At 36.3% G+C, this 20,423-nt stretch carries 22 protein-coding genes; 14 read left to right on the top strand and 8 right to left on the bottom strand.

All coding sequences use genetic code 11. The annotated features are described in order from the left end of the window. Window positions 1-302: 302 nt before the first annotated feature. Entirely contained in the window at window positions 303-1,283 is a 981-nt protein-coding gene (locus L1275_RS15265) for an AraC family transcriptional regulator (RefSeq protein ID WP_253475360.1), read from the bottom strand. 412 nt (window positions 1,284-1,695) lie between these two features. Between L1275_RS15265 and L1275_RS15270 the strand changes: the two genes are divergently transcribed. The 7 genes from L1275_RS15270 to L1275_RS15300 all read left to right on the top strand — a co-directional run bounded on the left by L1275_RS15270 (window position 1,696) and on the right by L1275_RS15300 (window position 9,572). Further along, the gene (locus L1275_RS15270; RefSeq protein ID WP_253475363.1) at window positions 1,696-3,042 is read left to right on the top strand and encodes an MATE family efflux transporter; all 1,347 of its coding nucleotides are present in this window, start codon (window positions 1,696-1,698) and stop codon (window positions 3,040-3,042) included. A 107-nt stretch (window positions 3,043-3,149) separates the two neighbouring features. Next, entirely contained in the window at window positions 3,150-4,643 is a 1,494-nt protein-coding gene (locus tag L1275_RS15275; protein WP_253475366.1) for a hypothetical protein, read from the top strand. Between the two features lie 50 nt (window positions 4,644-4,693). Beyond that, entirely contained in the window at window positions 4,694-5,251 is a 558-nt protein-coding gene (locus L1275_RS15280) for a hypothetical protein (RefSeq protein WP_253475369.1), read from the top strand. A gap of 111 nt (window positions 5,252-5,362) precedes the next feature. Continuing rightward, window positions 5,363-5,878, top strand: a complete 516-nt coding sequence (locus tag L1275_RS15285) for a hypothetical protein (protein ID WP_253475372.1) — start codon at window positions 5,363-5,365, stop codon at window positions 5,876-5,878. A gap of 180 nt (window positions 5,879-6,058) precedes the next feature. Beyond that, window positions 6,059-6,514, top strand: coding sequence for a hypothetical protein (locus tag L1275_RS15290; RefSeq protein WP_253475375.1), 456 nt, complete (start codon window positions 6,059-6,061; stop codon window positions 6,512-6,514). 197 nt (window positions 6,515-6,711) lie between these two features. Beyond that, entirely contained in the window at window positions 6,712-8,940 is a 2,229-nt protein-coding gene (locus L1275_RS15295; RefSeq protein ID WP_253475378.1) for a histidine kinase, read from the top strand. Window positions 8,941-8,942: 2 nt separating this feature from the next. Further along, entirely contained in the window at window positions 8,943-9,572 is a 630-nt protein-coding gene (locus L1275_RS15300) for a response regulator transcription factor (RefSeq protein WP_253475381.1), read from the top strand. A gap of 69 nt (window positions 9,573-9,641) precedes the next feature. On the opposite strand, the gene L1275_RS15305 is transcribed toward L1275_RS15300, so the two are convergent. Both L1275_RS15305 and L1275_RS15310 read right to left on the bottom strand, forming a co-directional pair. Next, window positions 9,642-10,208 carry a hypothetical protein gene (locus tag L1275_RS15305; protein WP_253475384.1) on the bottom strand — a complete coding sequence of 189 codons (567 nt, stop codon included), beginning with the start codon at window positions 10,206-10,208 and terminating at the stop codon, window positions 9,642-9,644. A 142-nt stretch (window positions 10,209-10,350) separates the two neighbouring features. After that, window positions 10,351-11,427 (bottom strand): resolvase, encoded by a 1,077-nt coding sequence (locus tag L1275_RS15310; protein ID WP_253475387.1) that lies wholly within the window; start codon window positions 11,425-11,427, stop codon window positions 10,351-10,353. Window positions 11,428-11,581: 154 nt separating this feature from the next. Here L1275_RS15310 and L1275_RS15315 point away from each other — a divergent pair, with 154 nt between their 5' ends. Then, entirely contained in the window at window positions 11,582-12,142 is a 561-nt protein-coding gene (locus L1275_RS15315) for a hypothetical protein (RefSeq protein ID WP_253475391.1), read from the top strand. 80 nt (window positions 12,143-12,222) lie between these two features. On the opposite strand, the gene L1275_RS15320 is transcribed toward L1275_RS15315, so the two are convergent. Both L1275_RS15320 and L1275_RS15325 read right to left on the bottom strand, forming a co-directional pair. After that, window positions 12,223-12,765 (bottom strand): AAA family ATPase, encoded by a 543-nt coding sequence (locus tag L1275_RS15320; RefSeq protein ID WP_253475394.1) that lies wholly within the window; start codon window positions 12,763-12,765, stop codon window positions 12,223-12,225. Between the two features lie 237 nt (window positions 12,766-13,002). Continuing rightward, window positions 13,003-13,665 carry an FMN-dependent NADH-azoreductase gene (locus L1275_RS15325; RefSeq protein WP_253475397.1) on the bottom strand — a complete coding sequence of 221 codons (663 nt, stop codon included), beginning with the start codon at window positions 13,663-13,665 and terminating at the stop codon, window positions 13,003-13,005. 74 nt (window positions 13,666-13,739) lie between these two features. Here L1275_RS15325 and L1275_RS15330 point away from each other — a divergent pair, with 74 nt between their 5' ends. From L1275_RS15330 to L1275_RS15345, 4 genes are all read left to right on the top strand, one after another. Continuing rightward, window positions 13,740-15,203, top strand: coding sequence for a PLP-dependent aminotransferase family protein (locus tag L1275_RS15330; RefSeq protein ID WP_253475400.1), 1,464 nt, complete (start codon window positions 13,740-13,742; stop codon window positions 15,201-15,203). Window positions 15,204-15,285: 82 nt separating this feature from the next. Beyond that, a complete protein-coding gene (locus L1275_RS15335; protein WP_253475402.1) occupies window positions 15,286-15,723 on the top strand; it encodes an N-acetyltransferase in 438 nt (145 codons plus the stop codon). A 70-nt stretch (window positions 15,724-15,793) separates the two neighbouring features. Continuing rightward, window positions 15,794-16,231 (top strand): carboxymuconolactone decarboxylase family protein, encoded by a 438-nt coding sequence (locus L1275_RS15340; protein WP_253475405.1) that lies wholly within the window; start codon window positions 15,794-15,796, stop codon window positions 16,229-16,231. Between the two features lie 166 nt (window positions 16,232-16,397). Beyond that, window positions 16,398-16,760 (top strand): cupin domain-containing protein, encoded by a 363-nt coding sequence (locus L1275_RS15345; protein ID WP_253475409.1) that lies wholly within the window; start codon window positions 16,398-16,400, stop codon window positions 16,758-16,760. Window positions 16,761-16,929: 169 nt separating this feature from the next. On the opposite strand, the gene L1275_RS15350 is transcribed toward L1275_RS15345, so the two are convergent. Genes L1275_RS15350 through L1275_RS15360 form a run of 3 tightly spaced genes read right to left on the bottom strand, consistent with a single transcriptional unit; the run spans window position 16,930 to window position 18,863 of the window. Continuing rightward, window positions 16,930-17,364, bottom strand: coding sequence for an N-acetyltransferase (locus L1275_RS15350; protein WP_253475412.1), 435 nt, complete (start codon window positions 17,362-17,364; stop codon window positions 16,930-16,932). Then, window positions 17,361-18,203 (bottom strand): GNAT family N-acetyltransferase, encoded by an 843-nt coding sequence (locus L1275_RS15355; RefSeq protein ID WP_253475415.1) that lies wholly within the window; start codon window positions 18,201-18,203, stop codon window positions 17,361-17,363. Before L1275_RS15355 ends, L1275_RS15350 begins: the two co-directional genes overlap by 4 nt. Window positions 18,204-18,215: 12 nt before the next feature. Next, entirely contained in the window at window positions 18,216-18,863 is a 648-nt protein-coding gene (locus tag L1275_RS15360) for a CatA-like O-acetyltransferase (RefSeq protein WP_253475418.1), read from the bottom strand. A gap of 259 nt (window positions 18,864-19,122) precedes the next feature. Between L1275_RS15360 and L1275_RS15365 the strand changes: the two genes are divergently transcribed. After that, the gene (locus tag L1275_RS15365; protein WP_253475421.1) at window positions 19,123-20,022 is read left to right on the top strand and encodes a helix-turn-helix transcriptional regulator; all 900 of its coding nucleotides are present in this window, start codon (window positions 19,123-19,125) and stop codon (window positions 20,020-20,022) included. 107 nt (window positions 20,023-20,129) lie between these two features. Beyond that, a complete protein-coding gene (locus tag L1275_RS15370) occupies window positions 20,130-20,390 on the top strand; it encodes a DUF2938 family protein (RefSeq protein WP_371923502.1) in 261 nt (86 codons plus the stop codon). The last annotated feature ends 33 nt before the right edge of the window (window positions 20,391-20,423 follow it).

Genomic DNA, 20,423 nt, shown 5'->3' on the forward strand with positions numbered 1-20,423 from the left:
AATCAAGGGCTGTCTCAAAAAGACAGCCCTTATTTTTTTAAATCGATAGAAGGAGCTCATGTAGTTCAAAATCCCTTTATATATGTGGTCTAATAATTTATTTTTAAATCAAAAAGATTGAATTAAAATAAAACCACTCCATGTTCTCCTGTGGGGGAGCAATGCAAAATAGCATCGTATAAAATCAACTTCTTCACGACTTATGCTGATTTTAAATAGGAACAATTATTTCAAGGTCTTTTGAGGGTTGGTTTTTTAAAATAGGGCTCTAGCTGACCAGTGGAGTTGATGTAATATTGGATTTATTTTTTTAACTGACTCGGTAAAAACCCGTGTTTTCTTTTAAAAGCGGCAGAGAAATGACGAGGATTTTTATAACCTAAACCCTTAGATACTTCGGTGATATTCATATCCTGCTCAGTCAACATTACCTTGGCTTGTTCCATTTTGGTATCGCTCCAAAAACCAAAAACCGTTGTGCCAAACAATTCTTTAAACCCCTTCTTTAAGGTAAACTCATTAGTACCGGCTCGATGTGCCAGTTCGATCAGTGAGGAAGCGGTATTGATATTATCTAAAATAAAATCTCTTACTGCATATATCTTATCTATATTTTCTTTACTCAAAGATACAGGAGCACTGTTGCGGTCATTTGACTGCTCCAACTGTAGTAGTAAAAGTTCGATGACTTTTGCTTCGAGATACATTCTTTTAAAAAATCCTTTTCTTTGACAATTCATGATGTCATCGATGATTTGATACATTTGATGGGTAATCAGTTTGTTGTTCGTGTTTAGACAACCTGCATTTCCACAATCGATTATTTTGCGGAAGTCGCTGAATAGTTTGGAATCATCAGGCAGGAATCGTTTAAAAAATACCGGTGACAGATTGATTTCAAAAAGCTGAATGGCTTCGTTTTCCCATTGCATTTTTCCGCGCAATTTGTTGGCGTATATCATGTTTTGCTGATGCGCATGAAAACCAATTTGCCTTTGAAATTGGTCAGATGTAGCAGTACTGGATCCCTTCAATGCGAAATGCATTTCCACAGTCTCAAAATCACTTTCAAAATACAACAATACCTTATTGGATAATAGCGCATTGCCAAATCCTATATGTACACCTTCAAAATAAATTTCGTGATAATATCCTTCGCCTATAGGATTGCCTATTCGAGTGGTATATTCTTGTATACCTCCTTCTGATGAGGCGGAAGCAACTGCATAATCTCTTTCTAAAAATAAGGAGCTAATATCGCTGTCGTATAATCGTAATGTCATCAGTATCAGGGTTGGTTCAATTGTTCCTTTACGCGGAGTTTTTACTCCTTTTAACAGACCTATCGGTATAACCGAAGGTTTTATATTTGCACAAAGATACTGAATTATTTAGAATTGTTCTTAATAAGGTGGTTTGTAAAAAGCTAACAGGGAAAGCAAATTGTTGTAATACGGCTAAGATCTTCGTTTGTGAAGTAGGTATAAATGGATTCGATCGTTCTCTATTAGGGCTTAAGTTGAAAGATTCAAATACCGACTGCGGTCTATTTGTTTATGCATAGCTAGTAAATGAAAGAGTTGTAAAAACAATCTTTCAGCGATATCAATGATACCTTGATCAGAGGCATAGCGCGAATCGCAATCAACAGTTGATGTTATCAAAACAATAAAATAAAAACTTTAAACCAAAAAAATGGAAAAACAAAAACAGCTTATCTTAAATGGGAAACTACCTAAGGTGATGTGGCAGCTTTCTTGGCCGGCTATTATTGCTATGGTATTATATGGAATGAATAATTTTCTAGATGGTATTTTCGTAGGTCATCTGATCAGTAACACCGCATTAGCAGCCGTTGGTGTGGCTTATCCGCTTGCGCAATTTGCACAAGGATTTGGAACTTTAATAGGTACGGGTTTAGGATCGGCGATAAGTATATGGATTGGTGCGGATAAAAAAGATAAACTCGAAAAAGCGTTTGGTACCGCAAATTTTCTGACGTTTTTATTCTCCGCGCTGATTACGATTCCCTGTTATATTTTTGCAGAGGAGCTGATATATATGATGGGAGGTAGAGATGAAATTCAAGTTTTTGCCGTAGAATATTTTAGGGTTACTATTTTAGGGAGTTTCTTTTGGATACATGGTTTGGCACTGAATATGATTGTTCGCGCAGAAGGAAGAATGAAAACAGCTGCATGGATGATCGCGATTGGCTTGGTGGTTGATGTAATACTTAAGCCTATATTTATTGATACCTTTGGTTGGGGAGTAGCAGGTGCTGCTTGGGCTACCAATTTTTCAATGATCATTTATTCCCTATTAGGGGTTTGGTATTATGGCAGTGGGAAATCCTCTTTTAAAACTAAATTCTGGTCCGTTAAAGCGGATAAAGCCATTATCAAAGAGACCCTTTCTTTAGGCATGCCTGGTTTTGTGATGATGATCATGATTGTTGTTCAGAATATTGTGGTTTTCAATGCACTGGTCAAATACGGTACACCGCTTGATATCACTTTTTTCACGGCAGTAAACAGGTTTTATATTTTGTTAAATACACCTCTATGGGGACTAATGAGGGCATTGCAACCGGTTTCAGGAATGAATTACGGAGCAAAATTATACGACCGCTGTATCCGTTCTTATAAATTATTTTCGTTTACCGGTTTGATTATACTATTGCCTTTTTGGTTGTTTGTCATGCTGTATCCTGCAGGCGTCATGTCGCTAATGATACCCAATATGACCTTTTCAGCAACACAAATGATAGACTTCCGCGTCTATATGAGTGTATTGCTCGTTCTGCCTTTTGTATTCATGGCGATGGTTTGGTTTCCGTCGATCGAAAATGCAAAACCGGCTTCGATAATCAGTATTTTAAGGCAGTTGGTGTTTTTTATTCCCGTCATGTTAATCGTTCCCCAGTTTTATGGTGTTAGCAGTATCTATATAGCTAGCGCATTGATCGATTGGATTGTTTTCGGAATGGTGTTGTTTGCAGTGAATCGAGCATCAAAAAAACTCCCATTAACTGTAAGTTGATTGTAAAATCAATGAAAATGCAGCCTGTAATATAGCCGATAAAAGGGATTGTGTACAGCGCGCGATTGCTGTAATATTGACCAATGAGATCATTACAATTGCGATATATGAAAACAATGTTCTGGAGCAGCTTTTTTATGTTGACGGTTACGACATCTTGTGCCCAGGAAAACAATGAGGCTGTTGTAAAAATCCCCACAGATATGAAAACCATCAATACCGTTCCTTTTTTGACTGAGCAAGGTGATTTTATTTATGTGGATAAAGCGCATTTAAAACCAATTTCTGCAGCGCGTTATAAAATGGCCTCTGTGTTTACTGTTACCGGTTTTGCCGTTGTAGAAAATGCGAGTGATAGGTATGCAGTCATAGACCAATTGGGAAAAACGGTTTTGGATTTTTCCACTGGCGAAATTGATTTAAATGTGGTTAACGGAATCACTTTTTATAAAAGGGAAAGGGAATACCAAAAGAAAATGCCTTTTTGGAGGTGGGAGTGGAACATTTTAGGTGGTGGAATTCAAAAGGAGCAAACCTATCACAGTATAGAGATAGGTGTTTTGGAAAGCAAACAAACTTTAGTCAACCAGGAAATTCCGTACTTGGAGGACTCCTATTACTTAAACTTTATTGCCGTTGATCGGCAGCGGGTTTTTTGGAATGCAAGTCTTTATGAAATCAATAACAAGCGATTAAAGAAAGTAGCGCATCATATAGTAGAGGTGTTGGAAGACCAACGTTTTGTCAAAATGGACAAAACGGGTTTTTCGATATATAATACCAATTCAAAAAAGCCGATTCACAAGGCATTGCTTGGAACCGAAACATTGACTATCGAATTTGGCAAGGAGGAGATTTCTTTAAACGACATCAATAAAGAACGTTTTGCACCCGAGCTACCCAAACTTTTGGTTGATAGCGATAAGGGTGATGTATATGTTTTTCCGCAATATGATAAGGTTTTTCCGAGGGAAATCAAGTCGGCAACAGCTGCGCAGATCGATTTTCTAAAAAAGACTAGCCTGATTTATTCCATTGCCGACTCTCCCTATTTTTTACTCGGTATATTTAATTACGATCACGATGTTTGGGCTTATGATTGGCTGTATATCGATACTGATGGAAACCTAATAGATCGCGTTGACACTTATAATTTTAAGGTTCTGGATCAACTGGGTAATATGGTCTGGCCCGATCGAAAGATGATTATTCCCGATGAATTTGTCGGTGAGGGGTGGAAGTTTGGAAAAGTAAACACCTATCGTGAAATGGATGGGTGGTATCTGATTCGTATTGAGAATGGAAAACAACAGCGCAGCATTGGGCTGTGGAACAGCAATCAAATGATTTGGGAGCTGCCACCGGTATACCGAGATATTTCGGTTTTAGATGCGAAAAAACAAATTTATGCCCTTCAGAATACGGCAGAGAATACTTATATACTCTATGATCATAAAGACAAAAAGCGCATTGGATTTCAGGCCTATTCGTCGATTAATTCAGATGGTTTGGTGCGATTAGTAGAAGATTCTGGAGATATTTTGTACTTTTATATAGATATATACTCTGGGAGGGAGTATAGAGAACATAAAAACTTATAGACAAACTGCGATTCCCCTAAACAGGGTGTCTAGATTAAAAAAATTAAGAGATGAAAAACAGTTATTTTACTCTTGTTTTAAGCCTTTTTTTGATAGTTTCTTGCAATCAAAAAAACGAAGTCAAACAAGTAGCACAAGTAGGGGGGATTGATTCTTTGAGCAATCAGAGTGGAAACGTTGCTGTGAATGATGCAGCAGAGGCGTGGGTCAGAAGTATTTTTAAAACCGAGAGTTCGGATCGTTATTTCCCGGATTATAATGTCGAACAAGCATGTTGCAGTAAGCGTTTTTACGAATTTATAACGGATACTGCGGAAATTTATGGGCCTTCCAATATTACAGATGCTGAATATGATGCCGCTGAGCGCGCGTATAAACTCAAATGGTCTAAAATTTATCCCATAGAAGAGCGGGAGATGTGGTTGTTTGGAAGGGGAAATGGCGATATAGGGGAATTAAAGGACTTAAAAATCAGTAAATTGAAAGAGGGCATTTACGAGGTATATATCGATTATGGAGGTGGTAGTAAAACGCTTAATGAAATAACAGTCATTACTGAAAATGGAAAGTATAAGATTGATTATTGTAAAACCCAATTTTTGGAATAGTGAAATCAGTATTGGTTTGCAATAGGCATGTCAAAAAACCACCGGTATCAGGGATGGTTTGAATTAAGGACTATCCCTATCTTTCGATCAAAGTGGAATAAATAAAAAGCATTGAAAAATTATTGGATTTTAACTTCGTTGATGCTGTTGTTAGGATTTAAAACCCAAGCGCAGAAACTGACGGTAACTACGATTTACGCAACAGCACAACGGGTAACACGAGAGATTCCAGAAACGGACCGTACATATTCTTCTACAACCCTTAGAGAAGTTACACCGAGGCTGGAACCCGAAGTTTTGATGCTTAGTACAAACAAGTCAAAACTACATTTCCGCATACAGGGCAATATTAGTTCCAGTGGACACCAAGTGCGAAATGTAAGCGGGATTCGATATGAAAAAGGCGAGCAAAACGATAAGGAAATCACGTTAAAGTATTATGTAGAGATCAAAAATAAACCCGGTAAAGAAGGGGCTTTGATCAAAGGATATAATTACACTAAAGATATGAGCTATCGTATTCCAAAAGGGGTGAAAAGATTGAAAATCGAACTGTATGAGGATCACCTAAATCTTAGCGCCGCTACAAAATCTAAATGCATTGCCGTGAAAACCTTTGATTTTTAAGTAAAAATAGTAAGGATATAAAATATAGTGAGAAAACGGTTCTGGCCAAAGCTTGGATTAGAACAACCGTTACTGCACTCTAGATAAATTCAATTAGTAAATCAAGTATACGTTTGTAAGATCAAATACCGTCTTTATTTAATGAGGAAATCGGGATGAGGTAAGTCAAAAAATAAAATTATGATCAATAAGTTCTTGTCTATCGCCTTGATAATTTTTGTTTTGATGCAGTTGTTCAGTTGTAAAGACGATCAAATTAAAAAATCAAATTTTCCAAATTATTTAAAAAACACCCAATGGTTTGTTGAAAGTGAAGTTTTGCTTCACTCAGACGGGGAAGAAGTTTATTTGTTGTCTCGGCGAACGGATTCCGCGACGCGTTTTAATTTTCAGGCAATGGATTTTTTGGATGACGAAAATTTCACGTCTTACGACAGCTGGGAATGTGGCAACGATTGTTTTACAACGGTATATGGGCGTTATATTTTTACCGGCGTCGACCAAGTGGAAATGCAAGTGGACAGCATTGGTCAATCGGGAACTTGTCAATCGCCTACCCAGATTTTTAAGCCTTCAAAAAAGGTGGTTTTTGATATTTCAAAAGAAAAAACACAGTTGAAATTGACTAGGCAATAACTCGATGGACCTAATCATTTTTTTACGACCTATAAACTGGATTTTATGACGTTATGGAAAATCCAAACTGTATTTTTCTCGATGGAGTCTATTGGTTTATAGCATAAATGCTGTGCTTTTTAGTGCATGATTTGTCGATCAACGTCATTTTGAGGAGCGGGTATTTTCGTTATATTTACAGTCTTTGATATTTAAAAATGGATAGGTATAAATTTTTGATGTACAGGTTTTTATGGATTTTTATATTGTTTGTTTGTCCGTTTTACATTCACGCACAGACGGCGTTGAGTGATTTAGAAAACGAATATACCAAAGCTTCCAACGATATTAGCGCCCAGTTAAATAATGCTCCCAAGTACGCGACAGCTCTATTTTTAAACAATTTTAAACCCAAATCGTATCAGGTTTTAGAGACCAACCTATCCATAGCTACCCGACAAACCGATGGGAAGTATGCGGCGATTTTATATGCCGTTCAAGCGATGAATTACCGCTTAGATAATAAAAAAGTAGAATCTATCAAAAGCTTGGAAAAGGCAGTTGCATACAGCTTAAAAACCAATAACAACGAGGCCAAGGGTTATGTGCAATATGCCAAAGGTTGGGTTTTCGCACGAGATAAGAAAACCACTGAGGCTGTACAAGCATACCTAAAAGCCATAGACTATTTCGAAAACACACCAACGACTGCTACCTCATACGGCAGATTTGCAAATGTAGTTAAGGAGTTGGCAGCTATTTATGCCGATCTCAATGAGTACCAACTCGAAGAGAAATACAGCAAGCAATTTTTGGTTTTGGCATCCAAACAGCATGATCCCAATTTGACTTTCGATGCTTATATGCGGATGGGGTATGTATACGAACAAAAATATGTACAAGATCCTTCAAATGTCGATTTGAGAAAAAGGGTTGAACAGTATTATTTACAGGCAATTGCAACTTTCCGAAAAAATGAAAGCAGCATGATTAACAAGAGTAATCTCTCGTATGCAGCGATTAATCTAGCCAATTTATATACGGGTTTTGACCGTGAAAAAGCGATGTTATATGCCCAATTAGCCAATAAGGTAAGTATTGAAACCGCCAATGCGATTCACATCGCTTCGTCCTTTGGGATTTTGGCGGAATTGGCCCTACAAAATAAAGATTATGAATTGGCCAAATCTTACTTTCTACAAGCTGTGATAGAAATAGAAAAAAGTTCGGTTAACGATGATAATATCGAGTTAGCCCTACTTGAATCTCTTTCTGAGATCAGCGAGGCACAGGGCAACTACCAAGAAGCACTAACGTATTATAAGCGTTATATAGACAAATACCAAAGTCTATATGATCACGAGAAACTCGAAATTACCAAACGATTGGAATCGCAGTTTGAGAACGAACGCCAAGAGCAAAAATATCTTAAGTTGCAGTTGGTCAGTGATAAAAATGCACAAGAAATCAGGTTGATGCAGATGATTCGGGCACAGCGCGAACAGCTGTACAACAATTTAAAATTGGTAGAGGAAAATCAGCGCGAGCGCCTCAAATTCACAGAGTTGGAATCGGAGAAAAAAGAGCAACAGCTTCGATTGGCCAAGTTAGAAGCGGAGCAAAAGAACAGTGATCTCGATACCTACAAAAAACTGTTGGCTTTTAAAGAGAAAATTAATACCTATTACATCATTTTTATCGTCATTTTCATCTTGTTGATTCTTTTGTTGTTGTATGCCTACGAACAACGGGTGAAATCGCTACAACAGCAAGATGAATTACACCTCTTGGCCATGGAAAAGGAAAAGCAACATTCTAAAATAGCAACGCTTACCGCCTTGCTCGAAGGTCAGGAAAAGGAGCGCAGTCGTTTGGCTCGCGATTTACACGATGGATTGGGCGGTTTGCTTTCTGGTACCAAACATCAATTGTCTCATTTAGAGGCTCAACCACCGGATACCGTACAGCAGGGAATTTCAAAATCCATCGACCAAATTGATGCCGCTGTAGAAGAACTGAGAAGGGTGGCGCATAATTTAATGCCCGATTTACTGTTCAAATACGGTTTGGAAGCTGCAGTCCGAGAATTTGCGCATCGTATGTCGCACAACGCGTTACAAATTCACACCGAATGCATTAATTATAACAATTCCCTACCTAAAGAAAAACAATTGCTCGTTTATAGAATCATCCAAGAATTGGTTAACAATGCAATCAAACACGCTGCTGCTTCCGAAATCATCATTCAGCTCAGTGAAGATCAGGCACTATTAAATGTCACCATAGAGGATGATGGTATCGGTTTTGACTCTAAAGACTTAGATCTTACAAAAACAGCGGGTTTTCACAATATAGAATCCAGAGTCCATTTTTTAAAAGGCGTGATGCACATCCGATCTGAAAGGAATATTGGAACCAGTATAGAACTACAAATACCCATCGAGTAAATATGATAAAAGTAGCCATAACAGACGATCACCCACTCTTATTAGAGGGGCTTAAAAATATTTTGGGAAACAGCGATCAAATCGAAGTTGTCGCTTGTTTTAAAAACGCTTTAGAAATGAATACAGGTTTGGCCAAGCAAGCGGTCGATATTCTTTTGCTCGATATCAATTTGGTCGACATCAACAGTATTGAATTGATCAAGCCACTTAAGAAAAAGTACGAGCACCTACAAATCGTTATGTTAAGCGTTCACAACGAACTGCCAGTTATAAACAGTTGTTTGGCTGAAGGGGCTATGGGGTATATTCAAAAGAACGCTTCGGTTTCCGAAATCATTGAGGGTATAAAAACCGTAAACGGAGGTCATTGTTTTTTGTGCCCACAAACCCAGTCAGTTTTAGATAAAAAAACTTCCGATGGGCTGAGTCAGGTACCCAAATTAACGCGCAGAGAAAAAGAGGTGTTGGCCGAAGCTTCAAAGGGATTAACGACCAATCAAATAGCGGAAAAACTTTTTATAAGCCCGCATACCGTGGAAAGTCACCGAAAAAATCTCATCGAGAAATTCCAAAGTGCCAATCTGAGTTCTGCAATCAAATTGGCCATAGAATATGGTTTGATTATAGAATAGAATTATTAGTACCAAAAACAAGGGCCCGACTGAAAACAGTCGGGCCCTTGTCTATTATAGTTTTGCTGTTTATTCTGTGAATTGAAGGGTGGCATTAAATAAATTCTGCTTGTCTATCAGATCGTAATATTCGTCGTATTCGGGTGCATACATCAGTAGATAAACGCTGCCGTCAAAATCTTTGATGTCGATGCTTTGATTGATCATGACATCAAAAAAGGAGTTGACACTGCGTTTAGCCGTCCAGTTATCCAAGTCTCCAACGGGATTTTTGTCAAATCTGTGATCCTTTGCGTCGGTGTAGTACCAATACGATGGTGCGAGATCCATCAAATAAAGCTCTTTGCTTATGTTGTACTCCTCTTCTGCGAGACCGGTATTTTGAAACCAAGAAACTTCTGGATTAAATGGGCCTACAGCTGATCGGTAGACTTGCTCGTCTGGGGTAGCACCAATTAAAAATCCCTCGAGATTGGAAGCTTTAATTTCAAATACGAATGGAGCTTTTTTCAGTTGGTAAATACCATTTACCGCTTGAATAGGCTTTCCATCTTGTTTGATAGTGACTTGTAACGATTGTGCAAATACCATCAAATGGAATAGGGAAAACAATAAGATTAAGTAGATTCTTTTCATTTTTTATCTTTAGTATTGAAGTTCAAAATTAGCGGGTTTTGTACCGATAATTACTAGTTGATTTCAGGTATTTTTGGACTTTTCTACTTTATAATTGTGCGCTAAGGCTTTTAATGCTAGAGGCTCAGACGACTTTATACGGTTAGAATAAATCGGTTTTCAATTGTATTTTTATAAAAGCAGACTTTTGCTTTTTACCCTTAGAGGCTTTTGAATTTACTGGAAAAACTTCGGCGTAAAAACGGTTGTTGTCCGCCCAAAAAGCTGTGGTCTCGTTGGCAATTTTAAAGTTGGTAAAGTTGACATACAGCAGACTTTCTTGGTTATACGTTTTTTCTGAGAATTTACCCACTTCAAAATTACTGCCTACATCGTCGTTTGAAGATATATATGAAATCCATTTAAGTGCAGGTAGTATCTGTGGATAACCCGCGGTAAACAGTTTGAATTCGGCATCGTTTTTTACTTGATAAAAAGAGTAGTAAGTATCGGTAACTTCAGCACTGTACTCTTTAAAAATTTCCAAGTGCAAGTAAGGCGATTGACCGATATATTCATTGGATAGGTAGCCGTCTTCTGTCGATATGTTTTCATGTTGGGTAACTATGACTTCCCTTGTGTTTTCACTATACACCCAGTTGCCGTCTTTTAGTTGGATCAACGGGTTTTTTACCAAGAGTTCATTGCTTCGGTTTTTTGATGATGCTTTAAATTCGGCTTCAGAAACCTCGGTTATGCTTCCATATTTTTCGAACGATTTGGTTTTAACATCGGAAATCGCTTTGTACATACTGCTTCTGATCTGGTATAAATCAACGCCTTCTAAGGTCATATCAAAGGCTGCGGTGAATTCGGACTTTAAAACAAAAGCTTCAATACTGTTTGAAATGTTGTTGTTAATGCTGTAATGTATGGAATAAAAGTTGTCAAATTCCTCAAAGCCGTAATAATTATCGAATTTGTTGTAGGCTATTTTCAGTTGAGCGGCATCCATATTTGGCGCTGTAAAAAAACGGATCGAATCCAATTGGGTTGTCAATTCAAAGGGTACCTCTAGTACATTATTCACTCCTTTCACCTTCTTAAAATCGGTAAATGTTGCATTTTTTTTAGTAATTTGCGTTACTTCCTGAATGCTTTCTGTATTTTTAGTTTGCGACTGGCATCCTATAAAGAGGGTAACCACAGCTGCTATAAAAAAGGGATATGCGATTTTCATTTGCTTTTTTTGACGAAGATATCAGGATTCGGATAAACCACCAATAAACCGCCTTCATTTGCCCGATAAATAGCTGGAAACAGGGATATAATGGACGTCGGATTTTGTCCAATTTTACAGTTGATAAATTAATTTAGTGAATACATCCATTCTTATGAAAAAGACCTTGATTTCATTTGCAATCGCGATAGCATTGCTCAGTTCGTGTACTACTACTGCTAAAAAAGAAACGGTAGAAACCCCAGTTAAAACAGTTAGTGTAGATAGTCTATCCAAGGAAGAAGTAACTCAGGTAGATAGTGAAAAAACAGCCGTTCCCAAAGCTTTTGCAGCATTGGTTCCGATAGTCGTATTAAACAGTAAAAGCACCGATGTTTACGAGAAATATGGTATTGAATTTTTGGGCAACTGTTACGCTTGCGATGTAGCGAATTTATCCATTGCTGAGAATAAAATGAAATGGACCAATGTTTGCGACGAAAAGGACACTTATGTAATCGACGGATTTACTTTTGATGCAGAATCTAATAAATATATTTTCACAACCTCAGACAGAATCTTTACACTCACTCAAATAGATCAAGCACCGGTTTATAAGTTGAGCATCAGCGGTAAAAAATTTGATTTAAGAAATAAAAGAACTTCTAATTACTATACGACCAAGGAAGCTTTACCTTTGTTTAAGGAAAACGATTGTGGAGAATTTGAAGGATAATACTTCAAATTTCTCGTAAAAAAATGTAGATTTTTTTAGAGGAAATCTACATTTTGCGTTTAAAAAAGGTGTTATCGGACTTATTTGATGCAGTTTAAGATAAATTCGCACCGATATTCAACTGTAGCTGTGGGAACTTCAATTACATCGTAGCCATATTCTAAATAAGTTTGCTTCATTTTTTCAAAGGTATAAACAGCTTCTTCCCAAGTCTGCTTTCTTTCATTATCTTTTTTATATATTTCTCTCCAAGGTGGAAGAATAAAAACCTGTTGAGCATAAGTGAGCGATTTTGCCTGACTATCCATTTCTACAGATATCGGTATTTTTTCCATTTTCATATAACAGATTGTATCCAAGATACCCCTATCAAAAAAAGCGGGCTGTAAAGAAAATTCCTTAACTACGTTTTTATAAGTCTCAACTGATGCTTCAAACATCAATTGTGCATAACGTTCTTTATTCTTCCACGGCAATGCATCAGTGCCAACTTCTATTTGCTCCTGAATGATTCTTCTAGCCTCTTCTGGAACAACAATTAACCCTTCTTTTTTCAATGCAGCAAGTAATGTTGTTTTTCCAACACCAGGTCCACCGGTTATTACAATAAGTTTTCTTTCCATTATAAAAAATACTTTTCTTTACTCAAATTTACTGGTTTGTGGTTTTAAATCTCTTTTATGCTTTTACTAATAGAAGGATAGTGAATGGGATACAGTTACTAGCAATCTGGTCAATAAATGTAAGCCAAAGAATCGCAATTAAGGTGGTGAAAAGAGTAGGAGAGATCAAAATTAAACTCAATTCCAATAGGGATATATAAAGTTACTCTATTCTAGTTTGTTTTGCGCTATGTTATCTTAAGAGAGTTTGGTTTCAATAAGTTCTATAGTTTTTTGATGTGCGATACTTATATTTAAACGGTACTCTTCTTGATTATTTGCCTCCCCATCGATATTTATTACGTGAATGTCAGTGATTCCAATGACATTGAAAACCCTTTTTAAATAATTAGTTTGAAAATCAATATCTTCATTATAACTACCTTTTTCATAACCTTGAGACCCTCTTGTCAGTAACAAAACTACTGTCTTATTTTCCAATAAACCTATATAGGGATTTTGAAAATTTTCAGGATTATAGCTCCAAGTTTCGTTAACGCGTACTACCTGATCGATATAAGCTTTTAAACTACTAGGTATGGACCAATTATACATAGGCGATGCTACGACGATTACATCAGCATCCTTTAATTCCTTAATATACTCATCACTTACTTCTAAAGCATTTGAATCTTCTTCTGTGCGATTGTCTAAAGGTTTGAACGCCGCTCTTATCCATTCCTCTGTTATATGAGGTATGATTTTATTTCCTAATTCCCGAAGTTGAATTTTGGAGTTTAAATTTTTTATTCTCCAATGATTTATAAAAGTTTCTGCCAACGTTCTACTTTTAGAGCCTGTATATCTTGCACTTGAATTTATAACTAATACGTTTTTTAGTTTCTCGTTTTGTAAATCCATACTTGTTTTTTGACAAAAATAGTATGAAATTGACTTACATTTGTATGCCAAAAAATATAAAACATACAGCCCAGATGCTACCTTATAAATCTTTAATTCAAATTGACAGAACTTCTTCCGTATCCCTATATATCCAGGTATGTAATTACTTTATTTCATTGATTACTAACGGTACTTTGCAACCGTCGGAAATGTTACCTAGCACTCGTAACCTAGCACTATTAATTGGAGTCGATCGCAATACGATAAAATTAGCATACGAAGAATTAATTAGTCAAGGTTGGACTGAATCTATCGAACGCAAAGGAGTATATGTCTTATCCAGTCTGCCTATACGCACTCAAAAGAATAGGTCTGATGTAAAAAATATAAAGGAAAAACAAGATGCCTTCTTATGGACAAATAAGTTCAGTAAGGCAATTCTTAGCAAGAATTTGCAAAAAACGCAATTAGCCATAGATGACGGTTTTCCCGATGTAAGGCTTGCTCCGATAGATGAACTGATGCGGGAATACCGAAGTATATCAAGAAAATTCTACGGTCGTAACTTTTTGAAATACGGTGATGCAAAGGGTTCAGAAAATCTACGGGAAGCATTGTGTAAATACCTTTTAACTACTCGAGGACTAAATGTTGAGATTGAGGATATGCTTATTACCAAAGGTAGTCAGATGGGAATCTATTTATCGGCTCAGTTACTGCTTGAAAAGGGCGATTATATTGCAGTAGGTGTATCAAACTATGCAACTGCTGATGAGATTTTTAAACAAACAGGAGCGCAGTTGCTAAGGGTTCCTGTCGATGAGTATGGCATGGATGTCGACTATCTTGAACAAGCACTTCGAAAAAAGAAAATAAAGGCGGTTTACTTAATTCCTCATCATCACTGTCCAACGACAGTTACATTGAGTATGGAACGCAGATTGAAATTTCTTATGCTTGCTAAGGAGCACAAGTTTGCCATTATTGAAGACGACTATGACTTTGATTTTCATTATGCTAATAAACCTTTTTTGCCCTTAGCGAGTATAGATCATCATGAAAATGTGATTTACATTGGATCAATCACTAAAACATTTGCTCCAGCTTTAAGAATAGGGTTTATGACTGGACCTTCCAATTTTATTCACGCCGCAACTGCCTTAAGGGAACTTATAGACAGACAGGGAGACACTATCTTGGAAGAAGCTTTTGCGTCGTTGTTCAATCAGGGCGAGATGAATAGATATTACAGAAAAGCTTTGAAGATTTATAAGCAACGTAGAGATATGTTTTGCGAATTGCTAAAAGTTAATTTTCCCGATGAAATGGAATTTAAAATTCCAGAGGGAGGAATGGCGGTATGGTCTGTTTTTGATACGGATATTGATTTAATAAAATTATCGGATAATGCCGCGAGAAAAGGACTTGATATTGGCAACGGTTTGTTTTATAAAAATGAATTATTTACTACCCATGGCATTAGAATGGGATTTGCCTCTTTGCACGAAAAAGAAATGACGGATGCCATTTCTATTTTAAAAAAAGTGATACGGTAATTGACTCTGGGCTGTATGTTTTTACTAATCTGGTGTGTTTTAATTTTTCAAAGGTGTTTTAATTTTACAAAAAAAATAGAGCATGGAAAACACGTTTGAAATTAAATCTATTGAATCTGAAGTAGAAATTGAGAAATGCTTCAATGTAGCCCTGGTATTAAGACCTCATTTGAAAAAAGAAGTTTGGGTTAGTACCATCCGTGAAATGGTAGCTAATGAAAAATATACCCTTAGAGGAATTTATGATAAGGGTAACATTATTTCATTTGTAGGATATCGCATTATGACTACATTACACAGCGGTCATATTATCTATATCGATGATTTATGTACCTTAGATAGTTATAGAGGTAAAGGACTTGGTAGCAAATTATTATCATATGTCAGAACTATAGCAGCATCTAAAAAGATGGACGCAGTTGTTCTGGATACCGGTTTTAATAATCACACTGCGCAAAAATTATATTTCAAGAATGGGTTTGAACTAAGTGCTGTGCATTTACATGCTTATTTAAAATAACACGTTTTGTACATTAAAAAATGGCGTTTTGCAGGGGGTAAATGAATTATATAAATTTAAAATAAAAAAAATGAAAAAACGTATTGATTTAGCGAGTGTAGCTTCAAGTGCCTATAAAAGAATTATAGCATTAGATAGTGCAGTTCAAAATTCAGGATTAAACAAAACTCATCTGGAACTTATAAAAATTAGAGCTTCCCAAATAAATGGATGTGCTTATTGTCTAAATTTACATACTCGCGATGCCATTGATCAAGGAGAAAGTGCACAGCGAATTTTCCTGTTAAATGCTTGGCCAGAAACTGATTTATACTCAGAAGAAGAACGTACTATTTTAGCCATGACAGAAGAAATAACTTTGATTAGTAATAAAGGATTATCTGATAAAACTTATGAGAATGCTGCTAGGTTGTTTGATGAAGAATATATAGGACTAATTATAATGGCAATTATAACCATTAATGCATGGAATAGAGTTGCAATCAGTACAAATAAACCTCTAGATTAGTCTTCTTCTTTCGTTGGTAGTTTAGTGTATTAAGATCAATAGGAGTTATTTTTTAATACTTTAAAAAAGTTTCTAAAAAACAATACACTTGCTCACATGGGATTTTAGTTTTTTTTTTTTTAGATCGAAAGCGCTGTTGTACAATGACTTAATTAATAAGGATAACATGATAAACAAAATAAATTTAGGAGAAAAGTTTTCTCTTTTTTCAGAATACTGGTCTCCAAAAATAGTAGGTGAACTCAATGGGCAAAATGTAAAACTAGCCAAATTCAAAGGTGAATTTATCTGGCATAAACACGAAGATGAAGATGAAATGTTCTTCGTAGTAGAAGGTACCTTGAAAATTGAATTTCGAGAGAAAACGGTTACCGTGAACAAAGACGAATTTCTAATTGTCCCCAAAGGAACAGAACATAGACCTGTTGCTGAAAATGAAGTATTGGTAATACTTTTTGAACCTGCAACCACTATAAACACGGGCGACACCGAAAACGAGTTGACCAAGCGCAAATTGGATTGGATATAAAAACTACATAGTCTAGGAAGATTTCATGATACTGTTACCCTCTGATAAATTTTTTAAAAATCTGCGATGTTCCGAAAGCTCCGGTCGAATGATAATCCAATAATACTTATTGGGATTTTTCAATAATCTAATTGACTTTTGATTCCGGAAGACTGTAAATAGAGTGTTTTCAATTACCTTCTTGCTTCCATTCCATTCGGTAGTCCATTGCTGCTGTATTTTTATCCAGCATTTCTTCAACTACTTTAAAACCTTGTTTTTTATAAAAATGAACGGCTTGTTGATTTAAAGCATAGACATTTAAACTTAGGAAATGATGTTTTGTTTTAACAAATTGTATCAGTTGAGAGCCCATACCTTTCGACTGATATGCAGTAGCTAAAAACAAGGCTGCAATATGATCATCGAGCATAGAAACAAAACCGACGACTTGGTTTTTATCTTCTAATATCCATGTTTCACTGGAAGGCAAATAAATATTTTTCATTTCATGTGTTTGATTGATCCAATAAGTAGGGTCAATAAAATCATGAGCATGAATAGACGCTTCCAGCCAAATGGCTGTTAATTCTTCGTAATCTTCAAACTTAGCTAGACGTATCATAATAAATTTTTCACCATTTCATATTGGTTGATATCGTTTCTTAAGCCTTGTTTTTCAAGAAATAGTTTGAGGTTTTCTGCGCTTTCATCCAGGTTGTTAACCTCTACTTTTTCGTTGAATGATAGCTTCCGTACTTCTGCAAGAACTTGTGTTGCGATGCCTTTTCGTCGGTATAAAGGTGCTACTGCTAATTGGTAAATTCGTTTCTTTTCGACATTAAATAGTACATAGCCCACCATTTCACCATCAATAAAGGCTCCCAAGGCAGTGGGGTTTACTACTTCCATACTTGGAATCGCACTCTGCCAGCTGGGCGTGATATCCCAAAACGATTGAAAATCTTGCCATAAAAAATCTTGCAAAGGTTTGATAGACGTTGCCGTACTTAATTGGGGGATTGATTGTAGTTTACCGGAAAAACACAATAATTTGCGGCGGATAGCGAACCCGTCTTTTTCATAGGCACGAATTGCAGACTTGTTACTCTCAATAACTTCCAAAACGAGTTGATGTACCTGATTTTCTTCGAAATAAGTTTGTAGGTAATGGTACATTTTTCCTACCAACCCTTGTCCTCGGTATTCGGGTAGCACGCCTGTTCCTGCATTGTATACTACGGTTTTGCCATCTGATGTGCGAACGCCGTGCATAATAAAAGCAATCAGTCGGTCTGCTTTATAAACCCCTACGCACCATTCAAGTAGTATGTTTTCCGATGCCATCTTAAATTCCAATTGCGCTGCATTCAGTTGAAAGGGTTCGATGTAATCGGCAAATGCACCGTTGATGGCATTTAATAAATTTGGAATATCTTGGGTTGTTAATTGACGTAAGTGCATTTTTTACTTTTATTAAAATATTTGAACAGTATTGCTATACTCCTGTAAAGTGTCGATCAATTTAGCGACGTGAATTCCGTCGCAAACTGCATGATGTACTTGTATGGCCAAGGGCATCAGTATTTTGTTTCCTTCCATTTGATATTTTCCAATGGTAAAACTCGGGGCAAAGTAGTCGGTGAAATCTGCAATGTTCAGGTTAAAGCTATCAAAATAAATCCACGGAAGCGACGAAATATTAAAATGATTATCGGGTGCCTTATCGGGGAAGAAACTTTTGTTGTTTTTATTTTTGTGAAATAGCTCATTATAGCGGTCTATAAAATCCATTAAGCTATCGGAATGCGATAAAGTTAGTGCGGAAAAAGTTTCTGTATCTGTATGAAGGACGGTATAAACTGGATCTATGTAATCCCAAACAATCAATTCACCATCTTTCATTGCCATTTTGAATTCAGCATGTTGGTTCGCTGCTTTTGTTAGCAAATAAATCATCACCGGATAAAATTTATATCCTCGCTCTTTTACAAAAGCTATAACCTCTGAGATATCTAGTTTAACCGTAAGACTAAATCCACATTTTACCGAATCACGATAAGCAGTAAAGTGCTCCTTTCTTTTCCAACTGTCTATATTTATCTTTGTATATCCTACATTCATATTCGATTATTTTAAATTTTATCCCGATGCTGAATTTGATATGATCGAAATAATGTCTTCAGCAACTTTTGGTATATTCATCTCTTTCTCTCTGGAGCATTTTATTCTAAAAGAATCGTAACGTTAAAAGAAATACTGATTGCAAAATTATAGAATATCACCGTGATAATATTTTCTTTTTATCGCACATTACATTCAATTTGTAAGATTTATGTACATTTGAAATACTGTAATTGATATTAATATTCATTTTGTAATTATGCCAACAACGCCTTCGCTCTATAATTTGGATGACTTTTATAAAGTTTATGAAATCGATTCTTCTCTAAAAACGGAAGGTATTGTAGTCGTAGATCAAATCTTTTTGGAAGAAGATCATTTGTCAAATTACAAGCAACAGTTTGATGGACTTTTGCTAGGCTTTATGATAGAGGGTACCATGAATGCTCGTATTCATTTTACAGAGTATGAAATAAAAAAAAATGAAGTAGTCATCCTTCTGCCACAATTAATCATTGAACCCATCAGGGCAAGTCAGGATGCTAAAATGATTACGATCGGCTTATCTATGGATTTTCTCAGTAGGTTTCCGATAATACGAGAATTTATCACTAATGATGAGATTCGCTGGCAACCCATTATTAGGTTAGAAGAGGAAGAGCAACAACTGCAACTTGAATTAGTTATTGTATTGCAGAAGTTTTTTCTTAAAATCCAAAGCACTAGAAAGACAGAAGTCTTACAATATCTAATTATTGCAATAATTACGTTTCTTTCAGAATCCTATGCTGGTTTTGCGCAGACAAAAAACCTACCCAAGAGCCGTAAGCATGAAATAATCGATAATTTTTATGTGTTGATTTCTAAATATGCCAGCCAGCAACGCCATGTTAAATTCTATGCAGAAAAGTTATACTTAACTCCACAATATTTAACAACCGTATTGAAGCAGGAAACGGGAAAATCCATTTTGCAGTGGATTGACCATGTGGCGATGATACACGCTAAAACACTGTTGAGATCTTCCAATTTATCCGTGAAAGAAATTAGCCTTGAACTGCATTTCGGAGATACGAGTTTGTTTTGCAGGTATTTTAAAAGACAAAGCGGTATGTCACCAAAAAGTTTCCGAAATAAGTTCAACGATCAGCTGGACTAGTGTATTCACCTACTGCCGTTACGATATCACTTGGATAGTTTTGTTATTAATGTTTCCAATGAATCATTCTACATTTCACTACCCATATTTTGCTGAAGTAGGTTTGCATACTTTCTTTTGCTTTCACACTTTTATTAATTTGCGGCCTTGAATGGGTATATCATCCAGCTTTTTTGCCAGCCTTAGGCGTGGGTATTTTAACAACCGTCGCCCCCTGGTTCCTTATGCAACCTGCTTTTGGTTTCGGCATTGCCGCTTCCAAAACAGGGAACCCCACTTTAGCCAGGTTAAGGAGCATACAAGCTCATGCTATCTATGGAATTGGACTGTATCTGAATGCATTAACTTTAAGAAATGTAGTTTCATAAGTCAATCTATTCCCTTGCAAGTAACGCCACTTG

This window comes from Flavobacterium sp. HSC-61S13 (assembly GCF_024171535.1).
Lineage (GTDB): Bacteria > Bacteroidota > Bacteroidia > Flavobacteriales > Flavobacteriaceae > Flavobacterium.